The organism is Hymenobacter artigasi, from assembly GCF_012275535.1.
Lineage (GTDB): Bacteria > Bacteroidota > Bacteroidia > Cytophagales > Hymenobacteraceae > Hymenobacter > Hymenobacter artigasi.
The window spans coordinates 1-13,856 of record NZ_JAAVTK010000023.1 but is presented as its reverse complement, the minus strand read 5'-3'; the positions used below and the strand labels follow the sequence as shown (position 1 = coordinate 13,856).

The 13,856-nt window shown below is 62.6% G+C and carries 10 protein-coding genes; 4 read left to right on the top strand and 6 right to left on the bottom strand.

Annotation, left to right across the window (positions count from 1 at the left end; all coding sequences use genetic code 11):
- Positions 1–21: 21 nt before the first annotated feature.
- The 3 genes from HBN54_RS21695 to HBN54_RS21685 form a co-directional block, all read right to left on the bottom strand.
- Positions 22–651 carry a TetR family transcriptional regulator C-terminal domain-containing protein gene (locus HBN54_RS21695; protein WP_168675339.1) on the bottom strand — a complete coding sequence of 210 codons (630 nt, stop codon included), beginning with the start codon at positions 649–651 and terminating at the stop codon, positions 22–24.
- Between the two features lie 212 nt (positions 652–863).
- Positions 864–2,189 (bottom strand): cryptochrome/photolyase family protein, encoded by a 1,326-nt coding sequence (locus tag HBN54_RS21690; RefSeq protein ID WP_168675338.1) that lies wholly within the window; start codon positions 2,187–2,189, stop codon positions 864–866.
- A gap of 189 nt (positions 2,190–2,378) precedes the next feature.
- Positions 2,379–3,095: an SDR family NAD(P)-dependent oxidoreductase gene (locus tag HBN54_RS21685; protein WP_168675337.1), complete on the bottom strand. Its 717-nt coding sequence runs from the start codon at positions 3,093–3,095 to the stop codon at positions 2,379–2,381.
- A 387-nt stretch (positions 3,096–3,482) separates the two neighbouring features.
- Here HBN54_RS21685 and HBN54_RS21680 point away from each other — a divergent pair, with 387 nt between their 5' ends.
- Together HBN54_RS21680 and HBN54_RS21675 are read left to right on the top strand one after the other, a co-directional pair.
- Positions 3,483–6,923: a pyruvate carboxylase gene (locus HBN54_RS21680; protein ID WP_168675336.1), complete on the top strand. Its 3,441-nt coding sequence runs from the start codon at positions 3,483–3,485 to the stop codon at positions 6,921–6,923.
- A gap of 9 nt (positions 6,924–6,932) precedes the next feature.
- Positions 6,933–8,285 carry a M20/M25/M40 family metallo-hydrolase gene (locus HBN54_RS21675; RefSeq protein ID WP_168675335.1) on the top strand — a complete coding sequence of 451 codons (1,353 nt, stop codon included), beginning with the start codon at positions 6,933–6,935 and terminating at the stop codon, positions 8,283–8,285.
- Positions 8,286–8,288: 3 nt separating this feature from the next.
- Here the strand turns inward: HBN54_RS21675 and HBN54_RS21670 are convergent, their stop codons facing one another.
- Together HBN54_RS21670 and HBN54_RS21665 are read right to left on the bottom strand one after the other, a co-directional pair.
- Positions 8,289–8,744 (bottom strand): META domain-containing protein, encoded by a 456-nt coding sequence (locus tag HBN54_RS21670; protein ID WP_168675334.1) that lies wholly within the window; start codon positions 8,742–8,744, stop codon positions 8,289–8,291.
- 96 nt (positions 8,745–8,840) lie between these two features.
- Positions 8,841–9,662, bottom strand: coding sequence for a transporter (locus HBN54_RS21665; RefSeq protein ID WP_168675333.1), 822 nt, complete (start codon positions 9,660–9,662; stop codon positions 8,841–8,843).
- Positions 9,663–9,802: 140 nt separating this feature from the next.
- Here HBN54_RS21665 and HBN54_RS21660 point away from each other — a divergent pair, with 140 nt between their 5' ends.
- Together HBN54_RS21660 and HBN54_RS21655 are read left to right on the top strand one after the other, a co-directional pair.
- Positions 9,803–10,726, top strand: a complete 924-nt coding sequence (locus HBN54_RS21660; RefSeq protein WP_168675332.1) for an alpha/beta hydrolase — start codon at positions 9,803–9,805, stop codon at positions 10,724–10,726.
- Complete coding sequence (locus HBN54_RS21655) at positions 10,726–11,919, top strand: hypothetical protein (protein WP_168675331.1); 1,194 nt, start codon at positions 10,726–10,728, stop codon at positions 11,917–11,919. The genes HBN54_RS21660 and HBN54_RS21655 overlap by 1 nt, the downstream gene beginning before the upstream one ends.
- An 89-nt stretch (positions 11,920–12,008) precedes the next feature.
- On the opposite strand, the gene HBN54_RS21650 is transcribed toward HBN54_RS21655, so the two are convergent.
- Positions 12,009–13,331 (bottom strand): leucine-rich repeat-containing protein kinase family protein, encoded by a 1,323-nt coding sequence (locus HBN54_RS21650; RefSeq protein ID WP_168675330.1) that lies wholly within the window; start codon positions 13,329–13,331, stop codon positions 12,009–12,011.
- Positions 13,332–13,856 lie beyond the last annotated feature (525 nt).

The window sequence follows — 13,856 nt, the reverse complement described above, 5'->3', positions numbered from 1 at the left end:
AGCTAAAGCTTACCTCACAACCTACCGCCGAACCAAAAACCGCACGAAATCCACGGCCGAGTCCAGAGTGTTGCGGCCCACCAAATCGAAGCTCAGGGTCACGGCTTTTTCCACGGCGGCGTCGGTGCGCTCGAAGTTTACGGTATCGTCCTTGGCAAAAAAGCCGAGTACGAACAGCACCTGCTGCCAGAAGAAGCGGGGGTAGCCCTCCTGCACCAGCGGGCGGTTGGCAATTTCGCCCGTTACGCGGCCGTCGCGCAGCAAGTCGCTCACAAACACCTCGAAATCCTGCCGGAAATCGTCGAGCACGCGGGGCGACAGCGCCGGAATGCGGTGCAGCGAGCGGCGCAGGCTCATCAGGGCATAAGAGCGGTTGCCTTTGAGGATTTCGAGCAGCGTGTAGTAGAACGCCAGCAGTTTTTCGCGGCTGCCGTAGCCCTCCCACACGGGCTCGGAGGCGGCGGTTTCGCGCGCCTGCCGGCCAAAATCAGCCCATATCTCGCGGTCAATGGACTCGAAATTGGGGTAGTGCTGGTAGAATTCGGCTTCGGCCATGCCCAGCTGCTGGGTGAGCTTGAACACCGATTGCGGCGGGTGGCCTTCGTTGCGTACGAAGTCGAGATAGGCTTGTTTGATGCGGTCCTTTTCCATGTAGGTACAACCGGCTGGAGGGGCGGTAGGTTCTTCGTTTATTGGGTAGTCGCCCTCCGCGTCAACCTCACCCCCTGACCCCCTCTCCCGTGGAGAGGGGGCACCGGTCATGCCCCCGATTAACTCAGGTGTAGAATCGTCCACCCCGAACCGGTGTCCCCTCTCCACGGGAGAGGGGGTCAGGGGGTGAGGTGAACGCGGAGGGCGATGCCCTACGAAGCTGCAATGCGCGCCGCCCGAATGGCTTCTACGGCCCGTTCGCGCCCAAATTTGTGCTCCACAATCGGGGCCGGGTATTTTGAGGTACCCACTTCCGGCACCCAGCGCTTCACGTACTTCATCTCGGGGTCTACTTTTTCGAGCTGGCTCTCGGGGCTGTACACCCGGAACCAGGGGGCCGAGATGGCACCGGTGCCCGCCATCCACTGCCAGTTGCCCACGTTGTTGGCCATGTCGTAGTCGAGGAGCTTATCGGCGAAATACCGTTCGCCCCAACGCCAGTCGATGAACAGGTGCTTGGTGAGGAAGCCGGCCACGGTCATGCGCACGCGGTTGGGCATATAGCCGGTTTCGTTGAGCTCGCGCATGCCGGCATCCACCAGCGGGTAGCCGGTGCGGCCCTCGCACCAGGCCCGAAACTCGTCCTCGTTGTTGCGGTAGTCGATGTGCCGCATCTTGGGGTCGTAGCTCTCGGTGGCCGTGTTGGGGAAATGCCAGAGCAGCATCATGAAAAAATCCCGCCAGATGATTTCGGCCAGCATCTTTTGGTTCAGGGCTTTGGCCTGGCGCAGCACCTCGCGCACGCTGAGGGTGCCAAAGCGCAGGTTCAGCGACTCGCGGGTGGTGCCGTGCTCGTCGGCGGGCGTGTTGCGCGTCTGGTGGTAGTGGCGCACAATGCTTTCGGCCGGCAGCTTCACCGGCGGGAAATATTGCTCCTTGCGCTCAAAACCCATGCTTTGCAGCGTGGGCCGCTCACTGGCTTTGGCCGCAGAAATGTGGTGCAGGTTTTCCCGCTTGAAATCGCCTTTCGAGCCGTAGGGCAGCAGCAGCTCATCCGTCAGCTTCGCGGTGTAGGCCTTCAGGTAAGCACCGAAAACCTTGGGCACCGTGCCCGATTTGGTCATAATCTCCTCTTTGGCGAAAATGACCTGGTCCTTATACAGATGAAAGTCGGCCCCGTGCTTTTGCAGAAGCTCACCCACGGCGTTATCGCGCTGCGTGGCGTAGGGCTCGTAGTCCTCGTTGGTATGCACGGCCGCCACGTCGAAGTCCTTGACTAGTTGCTCCAGCACCGCCAGCGGCGTACCGTAGCGGGCCAGAAAAGTGCCGCCCGCCGCTTCAGTTTCCTTGGCCAGCTTCTCTACTTCATCAAAAATGAAGGTGAGCCGGGCATCAGCTTTTTCCGGCAGATGGTCGAGAATGTCCTTGTCGTAGATGAATAGCGGCAGTACCGGCAGGCCACTGGCCAGCGCGGCCGCCAGCCCGGCATTGTCGTGAATGCGCAGGTCGCGCCGGTGCCAGAAGATGCAGATTTTCATAGTAGATGATTTGCGTATCGCCCTCCGCGTCAACCTCACCCCCTGACCCCCTCTCCAAAAAAGAGGGGGAACCGGCTCGTGAGGACGACTCGTCTACCGAACCCGATTGGAGCAAGTCCGGTGCCCCCTCTTTTTTGGAGAGGGGGTCAGGGGGTGAGGTTGACGCGGGGGGCAGCGTCCAGAAAAAACTTACTTCAATTTCCCCATCCCGCCGTCCACGGCCATCACCTGGCCGGTCACAAACGAGCTGTGGTCCGACAGCAGGAACGAAGCCGTGTAGGCCAAATCCTCGGGCTGGCCGATGCGCTGCAAGGGGTGGCGTTTGCCGCCGGCCTCCACCTTTTCGGGCGAGTTGAGCAGGGCGGCGGCCAGGGGCGTGTTGGTGAGGGAGGGGGCGATGCAGTTCACGCGCACGCCGGTGGCGGCGTACTCGGCGGCCAGGGCGCGGGTGAGGCCTTCCACGGCTGCCTTGGCGGTGGCAATGCTGGCGTGGAAGCTCATGCCCGTATCGGCTGCCACGGTGCTGAACAACACGATGGAGGCCGTGCCTTCGGCCTTCTTCAGACGCTTGATGGTGGCCTGGATGACGCGCACGGCACCCAACACGTTCAGGTCGAAATCGGCGGCGAAATCGGCCACGGGAATCCGCTCGAAGGGCCGCAGCTTGATGCTGCCGGGGCAGTACACCACGCCGTGCAGCACGTCGGGCAGGGCGTCAAAGGTGTTGTCCACGGCCTGGGTGGCATCGTAGTCGAAATGGGTGGTTTGCAGGGCTTCCAGTTCGGGCGACTGGTGGCGCGAGGCGGTGAACAGGTTGGCTCCCAGGCCGTGCAGCAACGTGGCGGTGGCCAAGCCAATGCCGGAGGAGGCCCCGATGATGAGAATGTTTTTGTCGGAAAACTGCATGGTCCGCGAGATAGTAAATGAGTGCTGCCATAACGCTGTTTTGGCCTAGTTGTTTGCTCGGGGCGGTGTCAAGGGCTGCATTTCGAGTAGTTTTGCGGGCGTGAGCAGGCCCCCACGTACTCTGCATTTAAGCCCGGGGCGCGGGTGATTTCTGTGGATTGATACGTTTCGGTCGATTCGCAAGATTGCCCGGCCCCTTCATCACCGCCCATTATCCGGGATGCCAACGCGGGTATGACTTCGTAATTAATCAGGTAATAAATTGGTAACATACCAGCTTCTCGACTGGTCTGGTGGCAATTGCAGCAGGTGCAAACGATTGTTTAGAAGAATACACAGCCTTTGGCGTAGTTTCGCCGTATCCGCGCCAAACGGATTCCTGCTTCTATGAACATAACTAAACTTCTGGTCGCCAACCGCGGCGAAATTGCGATTCGCGTGATGCGCGCCTCCAACGAGCTCAATATCCCCACGGTGGCCGTGTACACCTACGAGGACCGGTACTCGCAGCACCGCTACAAAGCCGACGAAGCCTACCAGATTGGCCGCGACGATGAGCCCCTGAAGCCCTACCTCGACATCGAGGGCATCATCCGCGTGGCCAAAGAGAACGGGGCCAATGCCATCCACCCCGGCTACGGCTTTCTCTCCGAAAACGCCACCCTTTCGCGCCGCTGCGCCGAAGAAGGCATCGTTTTCATCGGCCCCCGGCCAGAGGTGATGGAAGCCCTTGGCGACAAAGTGCGCGCCAAGGCCGTGGCCCAGCAATGCCAGGTGCCCCAGATTGAAAGCAGCGAGGCCGATTTGGTCGACTTCGAAACGGCCCAGGCCGAGGCCCACCGCATCGGCTACCCCGTGATGCTGAAGGCGGCCAGCGGCGGCGGCGGGCGCGGCATGCGCATCATCCGCGACGATGAGCAGATGGAAAAGGGCTTTTTTGAGGCCCGCAACGAGGCGCTAAATGCCTTCGGCGACGACACGGTGTTCCTCGAAAAATTCGTGGAGCGCCCCAAGCACATCGAGATTCAGCTCGTGGGCGACCACCACGGCAACCTGGTGCACCTCTACGAGCGCGACTGCTCGGTGCAGCGCCGCTTCCAGAAAGTGGTGGAGGTAGCGCCCGCCATGGACCTGCCCGACCACCAGCGCCACCTCTTGTATGAGTACGCGCTGCGCATCGGCCGGGCCGTGGGCTATGACAACGTGGGCACCGTGGAATTCCTGGTGAACCCCGAGCACGACCGTATCTACTTCATCGAGGTGAATCCCCGCATTCAGGTGGAACACACGGTGACCGAGATGATTACGGGCGTGGATTTGATTAAAACCCAGATTTATATCGCTGCCAACTACAACCTGGCCGACCCCGAAATCGGCCTCGGGCCCGATGTGGTGCCGCTGCGCACGGGCTTCGCGGTGCAGTGCCGCGTGACCACCGAAAACCCGGCCAACGACTTCAAGCCCGACTACGGCACCATCGTGGCCTACCGCTCGGCGGGCGGCTTCGGCATCCGGCTCGACGAGGGCTCGGTGTACCAGGGTGCGGTGGTTTCGCCGTTTTTCGACTCGATGCTGGTCAAAATCTCGGCCCACGCCCCCACGCTGCACAGCGCGGCCCAGAAAATGCTGCGCGCCCTCGATGAGTTCCGGATTCGCGGCGTGAAAACCAACATTCCGTTCCTGAAGAATATCGTTGGCAACGAGGAGTTTCAGCAGGGCCACGCCACAGTCGACTTCATCAAGGACCACCCTGAACTGTTCGATTTCGAGAAGCGCCAGGACCGGGCCACGCGCCTGCTCGGCTTCATCGGCGACACGGTGGTGAACGGCAACCCCGACGTGCGCGACCTGCTCAACCCGCGCGCCAACCCGCGCCAGCCGCGCATTCCCGCCTTCGAGTACACCGCGCCCGTCCCCGGCACCAAGCAGAAGCTCGACGAGCTGGGCCCCGAGAAATTCTCGGAATGGCTGCGCAACGAGCCCCTCATTCACTACACCGACACCACCCTGCGCGATGCCCACCAAAGCCTGCTGGCCACCCGCATGCGCACCTGGGACATGCTGAAAGTGGCCCGCGCCTACGCCCAGCAGCATCCCCAGACCTTCTCGCTCGAAGTCTGGGGCGGGGCCACCTTCGACGTGGCCCTGCGCTTCCTGCACGAAGACCCCTGGGAGCGCCTCGCCAAGCTGCGCGAAGCCATCCCGAACATCCTCCTGCAAATGCTCATTCGCGGGGCCAACGGCGTGGGCTACAAGGCCTACCCGGACAACCTGACGGAGCGGTTCGTGATGCAGGCCGCCGAAACCGGCGTCGATGTATTTCGCATTTTCGACTCGCTGAACTGGATGAAGGGTCTGGAGGCCTGCATCGGCTTCGTGCGCAACAAAACCGACCGGCTGGCCGAGGCCAGCATCTGCTACACCGGGGACATCATGGACCCCAACCGCACCAAATACACTCTCGACTACTACCTCAAGCTGGCCAAGCAGCTCGAAGATGCCGGGGCGCACATCCTCTGCATCAAGGATATGGCCGGCCTGCTGAAACCCTACGCCGCCACCGAGCTTATCGCCGGCCTGCGCGACACCGTGAAGCTGCCCATCCACCTGCACACCCACGATACCTCGTCGCTGCAGTCTGCCACCTACCTGCAAGCCGTGGAGGCCGGCGTCAACGTCATCGACGTGGCGATGGGCTCGCTCTCGGGCCTTACCTCGCAGCCCAACTTCAACTCGGTGGTCGAAATGCTGCGCCACACGCCGCGCCACCGCGAGTTCAACCAGCATTCGCTCAACGAGTTCAGTAACTACTGGGAGGCGGTGCGCGAGATGTACTATCCGTTTGAGTCGGGCCTGAAAGCCGGTACTTCGGAGGTTTTTCAGCACGAGATTCCGGGTGGGCAGTATTCCAACCTGCGCCCGCAGGCGGCTTCGCTGGGCCTGCTCAATAAGTTTGAGGAAGTGAAGCAGCGCTTCGCCGATGTAAACCAGATGTTCGGCGACATCGTGAAGGTGACGCCCAGTAGCAAAGTCGTGGGCGACATGGCCCTGTTTATGGTTTCCAACAGCCTCACGCCGCAGGATGTGATGGAAAAAGGCGAAACCCTGAACTTCCCGGAGTCGGTGCGCGAGCTGTTTCGCGGCGACATCGGCCAGCCCGAGGGCGGCTGGCCCGCCGAGCTGCAAAAGCTCATTCTCAAGAACGAAACGCCCTTCACCGACCGGCCCAACGAGCACCTGGCCCCGATTGACTTCGATAAGGAATGGACGGCGTTTCAGGAGAAATTCCCCGGCGGCAAGTTCACCGATATGCTGTCGTCGCTGCTCTATCCCAAGGTGTTTGAGGACTACTGGGCCTTCCGCCAAAAGTATGGCAACGTGAGTAAGGTGCCAACATCGGCCTTCTTCTACGGCCTGAAATCGGGCGAAGAAACCATCATCGAAATTGCCCGGGGCAAGTCGGTTATCGTGCGTCTGGAGTCGGTGGGCGACATTAACGAGGAAGGCGAGCGCACCATCTTCTTCACCCTCAACGGCCAGACCCGCAACCTGCAGGTGCGCGACCAGTCGGTGGAAGTCACCAAAATCAGCAATGCCAAAGCCGACAAGGCCAACCCGCACCAGCTGGGGGCCCCGTTGCAGGGTATGCTGAGCAAAGTGCTGGTGAAACCCGGCCAGGCCGTGCCCAAAAACACCCCGCTCTTCGTCATCGAAGCCATGAAAATGGAAACCACCATCACTGCCCCGCAGGACCTCACCGTGGCCGATGTGGTGCTGGCCGAAGGTGCCCGCGTATCGGCCGATGACCTGGTCCTGACTCTGAACTAGCCTTTTGCCTTGAAAAACCTGCTCCTTGCCGGCTGTTTGCTGGCGGCGCTGCCCGTGGCCGCGCAATCCAAATTTAAAGTCAAAGTAAAGCCTGGTCGGGCGGCCGAAACCGAAGTTTCGGCCGCCACGGTAAGCCGCGTCATGCGTACGCTCGCATCGGACGATATGCAGGGGCGCGGCACCGGCCAGCCCGGCGGCCTGCGGGCGGCGCAGTTCCTGGCCGGCGAGTTTGCGCGCATTGGCTTGCAGCCGCTGCCGGGCCTCAGCGGCTTCGAGCAAACGTTTAAGGTGTATCAGACCAGGCCCGGCGTAGCCACGGCCGTGCTCAATGGGAAAGCCTTGCTGCCGACGCAGGTAGCGGTTATCTCTGGCGCGCCGGCCCTGAGCTGGACGAGTGATGATGCTACGCCCGTTGCAGTCGTAACAATCGGGCCGGACCAGACGGAGCGGGGCAGGCTGCTCGCGCTTCGGCGGCCTACTGCCAACACGCTTGTTTTTGTTGATACCGCCCACACCAAGCTATTCGGCCAAATTGCCCAATACGCGGCGCGCCCCAAAATAAGCCCGGAGCAGGCGGGGCCCTATTCTACCGTGTACGTGCTGGGAGCCAGGCCTTCAACCCTCACTTACCGCATCAGCGCCAGCACTGTCGGGCAGCCCATTGAGCTTCGCAACGTGGTGGGCGTGCTGCCCGGCCGCGACCCGCAGCGCAGCAAAGAGAACGTGGTTTTCTCGGGCCACTACGACCATCTGGGCATCGTGAAGCCCTCGGCCGAAGGCGACTCCATCGCCAACGGGGCCGACGACGATGCCAGCGGCACCACCGCCGTAGTGGCGCTGGCCGAGTATTTCAAGAAGAAAAATGATAATGCCCGCCCGCTCATCTTCGTGGCTTTCGCGGCCGAGGAAGTGGGCGGCTTCGGCTCGCAGTACTTCTCGAAGCAGCTCGACCCGCAGCAGGTGACGGCCATGTTCAACATTGAGATGATTGGCAAGGAAGCTAAATTCGGCCCCAACACCGCCTTCATCACCGGCTACGACCGTTCCGATTTCGGCCCGCTGCTGCAAGCCAACCTCACCGGCAGCAAGTTCCGCTTCGAGCCCGACCCGTACCCCGAGCAAAACCTGTTTTACCGCTCCGACAACGCCACCCTGGCCCGCCTGGGCGTGCCCGCCCACAGCATCAGCACCGACCAGATTCCGACCGACAAGCTCTACCATTCCGTCGACGACGAAGTAGAGAGCCTGAATTTGCAGAACATGACGGCCGTCATTCAGGCCATTGCGCAAAGCGCCACCGGCCTCGCCTCGGGCCAGCAAACGCCCACCCGTATCGCGCCCGAAGGCACCAGCGGCAAGTAGCGGCTACCGCAGGTATACGGCCTCCAGCCGGGCCACGGCTGCCCCGGTGGCATCCAGCACCCGCAGCGTATCGCCGCTGATGCGGTAGGTATTGCTCTGGCCCAGGGCGCGGGTAAAAGCATTTTCCGTTTCAAGGGCCGGGCAGGCCATCCGCGTGCTCATGAGTGGGCTGAATTTCAGCTCACTGGGATTTTCGCTGAAAAAACTCCCCCGAAAGCGGTTACAGCTGCCATTGCCCTCGGCCGTGCCGTCGGCGCGGAGCGTCAGGTAAGGCTCCCTGGTATCGGCCGGCACGGTGATGGGCTGGCCGGCCAGCTGGCGCAGCACCCAGCGCGTTTCGCGCAATGGCGCGTCGGGCGCGGTGCGGGCGAGTGGGGGAGGGGTAGCGGCTGTTTCCGCAGCGGGGCGGGTTTGGCAACCGGCGGCCAGCAGGGCCAGGAACAGGAAGGGAAAGCGCATAGCAAATTCAATGAAAGGCCTGATTTTACGCAAAAAGCCTGCGTTACTACGCAGGCCTTTTGCTGAACGTTATTTTCGTAGCGCTTGCCGCCGGTGCTATTTGCCCACTTTAAACGTGAGTCCGGCCCCAATAGTGGACGTGCCGGCCGCCAATCCGCTCACCGCCTGCCCGGCCGTGATATCGAGGCGCATGGCCGGAATGGGGCGGAAATACACCCCCGCCGTGGTGCCGGTAGTCAGCGACTGGCGGCCATATCCGTAGGCTTCCACAAAAAAACCGGCTTTCTCACTCAGCGGGCCATTGAAGGCCAGCGTGCCCAGAAACTGGCCTTTTTCAATGTCCCTGGTAGTGAGGCCGCGCTGGCTGAAGCCGAAGTTGGCTTCGAGGCCGAACCGCTCGCCCAACTGCTCGCTCACCAGCAGACGGCCGCCGGGGCCCCAGGTGGTGCCGCGCAGGCCCGCGCTGCCCGTGCCCGGCACCGCCGACTCTACCAGAATGGCTACCTGCGTGCGGGTGTCGTAGTTGGGCGAGAGCATGAACTTGGCCCCCACCACCACCGGAGCCCAGCCGCTGGAATCGACGCGGCCGGCCTCGGCCACCCGCGCCGGGCCGTTGTGGAAGTAGGGCTGGCTCACGCGCAGCTCCATGCTGTTGAAAAAGCCGATGCGCAGGGTGGCGGCGCTCAGGCTCTGGGCCAGGCCCACGCCGCCAAACTGGCGCTGGAAACCCGTTTCGACCTGAAAGCGGCCGGGGCGAAGAACCTGGGCGGTGACAGTTTGGCCGGGACGGTCGGCGCGGATATTACGCACGAACGGGGCATCCACATTGGGGTTGTTTTCGTCCGGCGTGTTCTGGGCCAGGGTGAGGCCGGGGCTGCCCAGCAGGGCAGCGGCGGCCAGCAGAGTGGTCTTGCGCATGGCCATAAAGACCCCCGGGACTACGGAATAATTCAAATTGGGTTGCGCTTACATAAATTTCGTCCGATAGTACCACGGGCTTCTTTAATAATGCCACCATATGGCTGCATGACGTACTTTTGCGTACAATACTTCAACGTATGAAAATAACCGCTACTATTGCCTTTGTGGGTCTGCTGCTGGCCGCCGGGCCTTTGTTTGCGCAGCAGACTTTCCCGATTTACACGGGCACCGTGCCCGATTCGCAGCCCAGTGCGGTGCAGGAAACCAGCATTACGCTGGCCAACGGCGGCGTGCGAATCTCCAACGTGGTGCAGCCCAGCCTCACGGCTTTTCTGCCGGCGGCGGGCACGGCCAACGGCACCGCGGTTATCATTTGCCCTGGCGGCGGCTATGCCCGGCTATCCATCGACAGCGAGGGCTACGATGTAGCCAAACGGCTGAATGAGTTCGGCGTGACGGCCTTCGTGCTGAAATACCGCCTGCCCAATGAGGAGAGCCAGCCCGATAAATCCATCGCGCCGCTGCTCGATGCCCAGCAGGCCCTGCGCCTCGTGCGCCAGCAAGCCGCCAAATACAGCATCAACCCCGAGCGCATCGGCCTGATGGGCTTTTCGGCGGGCGGCCACCTGGCGGCGTGGGCAGGCACCCAGTTTGCCAAGCCGGTGGGCGATAATGTGGAGCCGGTATCGGTGCGGCCCGCTTTCCTGGTGCTTATGTACCCGGTTATCAGTTTCAGCGATACGCTCCGGCACCCCGGCTCACGCGATAACCTGCTGGGTAAAACCCCTTCGACCGAGCAAATCCGGCAGTATTCCAACGAGCTGCACGTATCGGCCCAGACGCCACCCACTTTTCTGGTGCATGCCGAGGACGATAAAACGGTGCCCGTCAACAACAGCATCGTATTCTACCAAGCATGCCTGCGCCACGGCGTGCCGGCCGAAATGCACCTCTACCCCAAGGGTGGCCACGGCTTCGGCCTCAACAATAAAACCACCAAAGACCTCTGGACCGACCGCCTGCGCAACTGGCTAGACGCCAACGGCTGGCTCACAAAATAATGCGCAATCTAGTTGCCGTCGGGCTGCTGGCCTTGCTGGCGGGCTGCGAGCAGAAGCTTCATTCTACCAGGTCGGATGCGCGGGCGATGCCCAGCGTGGCGGTAGTGCCTGCGCCCCTGCCAGCGCTGCCGCCCGCCGCCCCGCCGCCCAGTGCCCGGCCCAAGCCGCCGCCCGAAATTCCCGGCTGGGCACCGCCCGTGTCGGCCGATACGCTGGTGCTGCTCAACGGCCAGCCCTACCACCTGCTGCTGGCCGCCGAAACCGATTCCACCCACCGCCTCACGGCTACTTATGAGGAAACGCCTGGCCACTTCCGGCGCGTGCGCGGCTTCGAGGGCTACTACACCGTGACGCTGCGCGAGAAGAACGGCCGCCAGGTTTTTAGCCGCAAGCTGCGCAAAGCCGCTTTTTCCAAAAAGGCCGGGGCCGATATCGTGACCGAGAGCGAAGCCTACCTGCCGCAGTTCCTGGGCTATAGCCGGGCATTGGGCGCGCTGATTTTCACCCTCGATTTTATGGTGCCCGACAGCGATGTGGGCGGCCAGGTAGTACTGCTGCTCGACCTGGCCGGCAACGTGCTGCGCCTGAGCGAAGGCCGGGGCCCCGGCGGCGGCCCCGAGTGCGAGCCCACGCTCTCGCCCAGCGGCTCGGCCCTGCTCACGGCCTCCGAGATTATACGGCCCGGCCGCCCGGCCATGCGCTTCGAGCGGCCCGATGCCGAACTGGTGGGCGCCTCGTTCCTCAGCGACAGCACCGTGCTGGTGGTGTACGCGCCCGGCAAGTCGCACCCCATCCGCTTTGCCGATGGCATGGAAGGCTACGGCCGCACGCCCACCGTGCAGCAGCTGCGCGCGCCCAATGCCTTCGTGCGCAACATCCGCACCGGGCGCGTGCTGCGGCGCTTCCACTACCACGGCTTCTACGAGGAAATGGGCTATACCATCCCGGGCTTCCTGTTGCGGGCCACCACTACGCACTACCTGCTCGACGACAAGCGCGGCCTCTACCTGCTGCCGCTGGGCGGCACGGGCGTGCCCGTCGAGATGCGCTTCGCCACCATGCCGCGCTTCACCCCGCCCAAGCGCCTGGCCGAAGTGCGCGTTGAAATAAACAGCGCCGAAACCACCTTCGCGTTCTACGTGGACACCAGCAGCGTGCAGCCGCGCATCCGCTACCAGCGCCTGGCGGAGTAGCCGGTCACATCGTAGCGCGACCTTTGCAGTTCGCGTCCCGGAACGACAATCGTTGCATCGGCGCGGGGGCGCGAACTACAAAGCTCGCGCTACAAGCCTGCCAGCACCTTTTCTATCTCCGCAAACAACGGCCGGCCCGCCACTTGCAAACCCACGCAGCGCCGCTGCAGGTCCCAGAGCGTTGCGACTGCTGTCGGTGCTTTGTCGGCTTCAGCACAATGCGTCAATAACTCTTCCAGCAGGCAGCCGAAGGCCCGCACTTCCAGCCGCTGCAAGGCCTGGGCAGTAGCTCCATCCTCGGAATTGAAAAAGCTGGCCGCGCCGAAATCGCCCAGCAGGGCATTGCCTTCGGCGGTATTCAGAATATTATGGGCGTATAAATCGCCGTGCATAATGCCCTGCGCGTGCAGATGCCCGGCGGCGGCGGCAATGCCCTGCGCGATGTTGAGGGCCGTTTCGAGGCTGAACGCGGTGCTTGGCTTGTACACGTCGCGGGTGCAGGTGGCCAGGCTGGGCGGCCCGGCCAGGTTGCCAAACGCATTGTCAATCAGCTCCAGTACCAAGCCCTCGGTGCCGGCGGGGTGGCCACTCACTTTGCCTTCCACCGCAATCAGGTTGGGATGGGCCCCGGCGCTGATGCAGGCCAGCATTTCGCAGTGCGGCAGGCCGTCGCTTGTTACCGCTCCTTTGAATAATTTAACGGCTACTTCCGTGGCCTCCACGTTGGGGTGCTGCCACAAGGCGCGGTAAATGACGCCGGAAGCGCCTTCGCCCAGCTTTTCTTCCACCGTGAGGGCATCCCAGGCAATGGAACCGATGTGCTGTTGCGCTTCCACGCGGGCCTCGGCCGGGGCGCTGAAGGGGTTGCCCGCGTAGGCTAGCCACGCCAGGCGCGGCAGGGCCAGCAGCCACGCCGGCAGCTCTTGCAGCTCATTGGCCGCAATGCGCAGCAGCTCCAGATTGGTGCACCGGGCCAGGGCTTTGGGCAGTGCGGTGAGGCGGTTTCCCGCCAGCATCAGCTTTTGCAGGTGCTGGCAATTGCCAATTTCGGCGGGCAATTCTTCCAGCTGATTATCAGTAAGGATGAGCCAGCGCAGGGCCGGCGTGAGGGCCGCCGCCGGCAGCGTGCGTATCCGGTTGGCCTTGAAGCCCACCATGCTCAGCTGCGGGCACTGGCCCAGCACGGCGGGCACTTCGGTAAACTGGTTATCGGAGCAAAACAGCACCTGCAATTTGTGCAGTCGCCCGAGGTCGTCGGGCAGCGCCGAAAGGGCGTTGCCGGTAAGGTTGAGGACTTCGAGCGTATCGGCCAGGGCGAAGATTTCGCGGGGAAATTCGGTGAGGCCTTCGGCGAGGTCGAGGCGGGTAGCGCCGTGGAGCTGGCCGGCGCGCAGTTGGGCAAGGGTGTGCATGGATGCAAAGGTCGGCCGGTTTGCTCGTCATCAGTGCATCGCGTTTTCGGAGTTGTACTCCGAAAGCGGGCCTGTCGGGGGCTTGCAGCTCCCTCCGCTGCGAAGGCTGCCTTGGCCTCTATTGGGGGCTGCAAGCCCCCAGCAGTGCGGCTTCCGGAGTACAACTCCGAAAGAGCAGTGCCACCCGCTGGCGCGCGTCTGCGACGCGCTGCCGCCTGGCTGCGAGCCTCTGGCTCGGGGTCAACACGGAACCGGGCTGCGGATTCAGCCGGTATGCGAAGCCCGAGCCAGAGGCTCGAACCCAGTGGGCAGCGCGTCGCAGACGCGCGCCAGCAGGGGTATAAATCCGAAAGAGCAGCGGGGAGCATCGGGCAAGCTGCCTATTTTTGAGCACAAGCATATAAATACGCTGACTTCCTCATCAGACTATTAGACTTGTTGCAGCGGCATCAGGACAGGATATTTACGCATGAAAATCTCCATTCAGGATTTAAAAACGCCCCGGCAATGGCGGTCGGCCCTGGG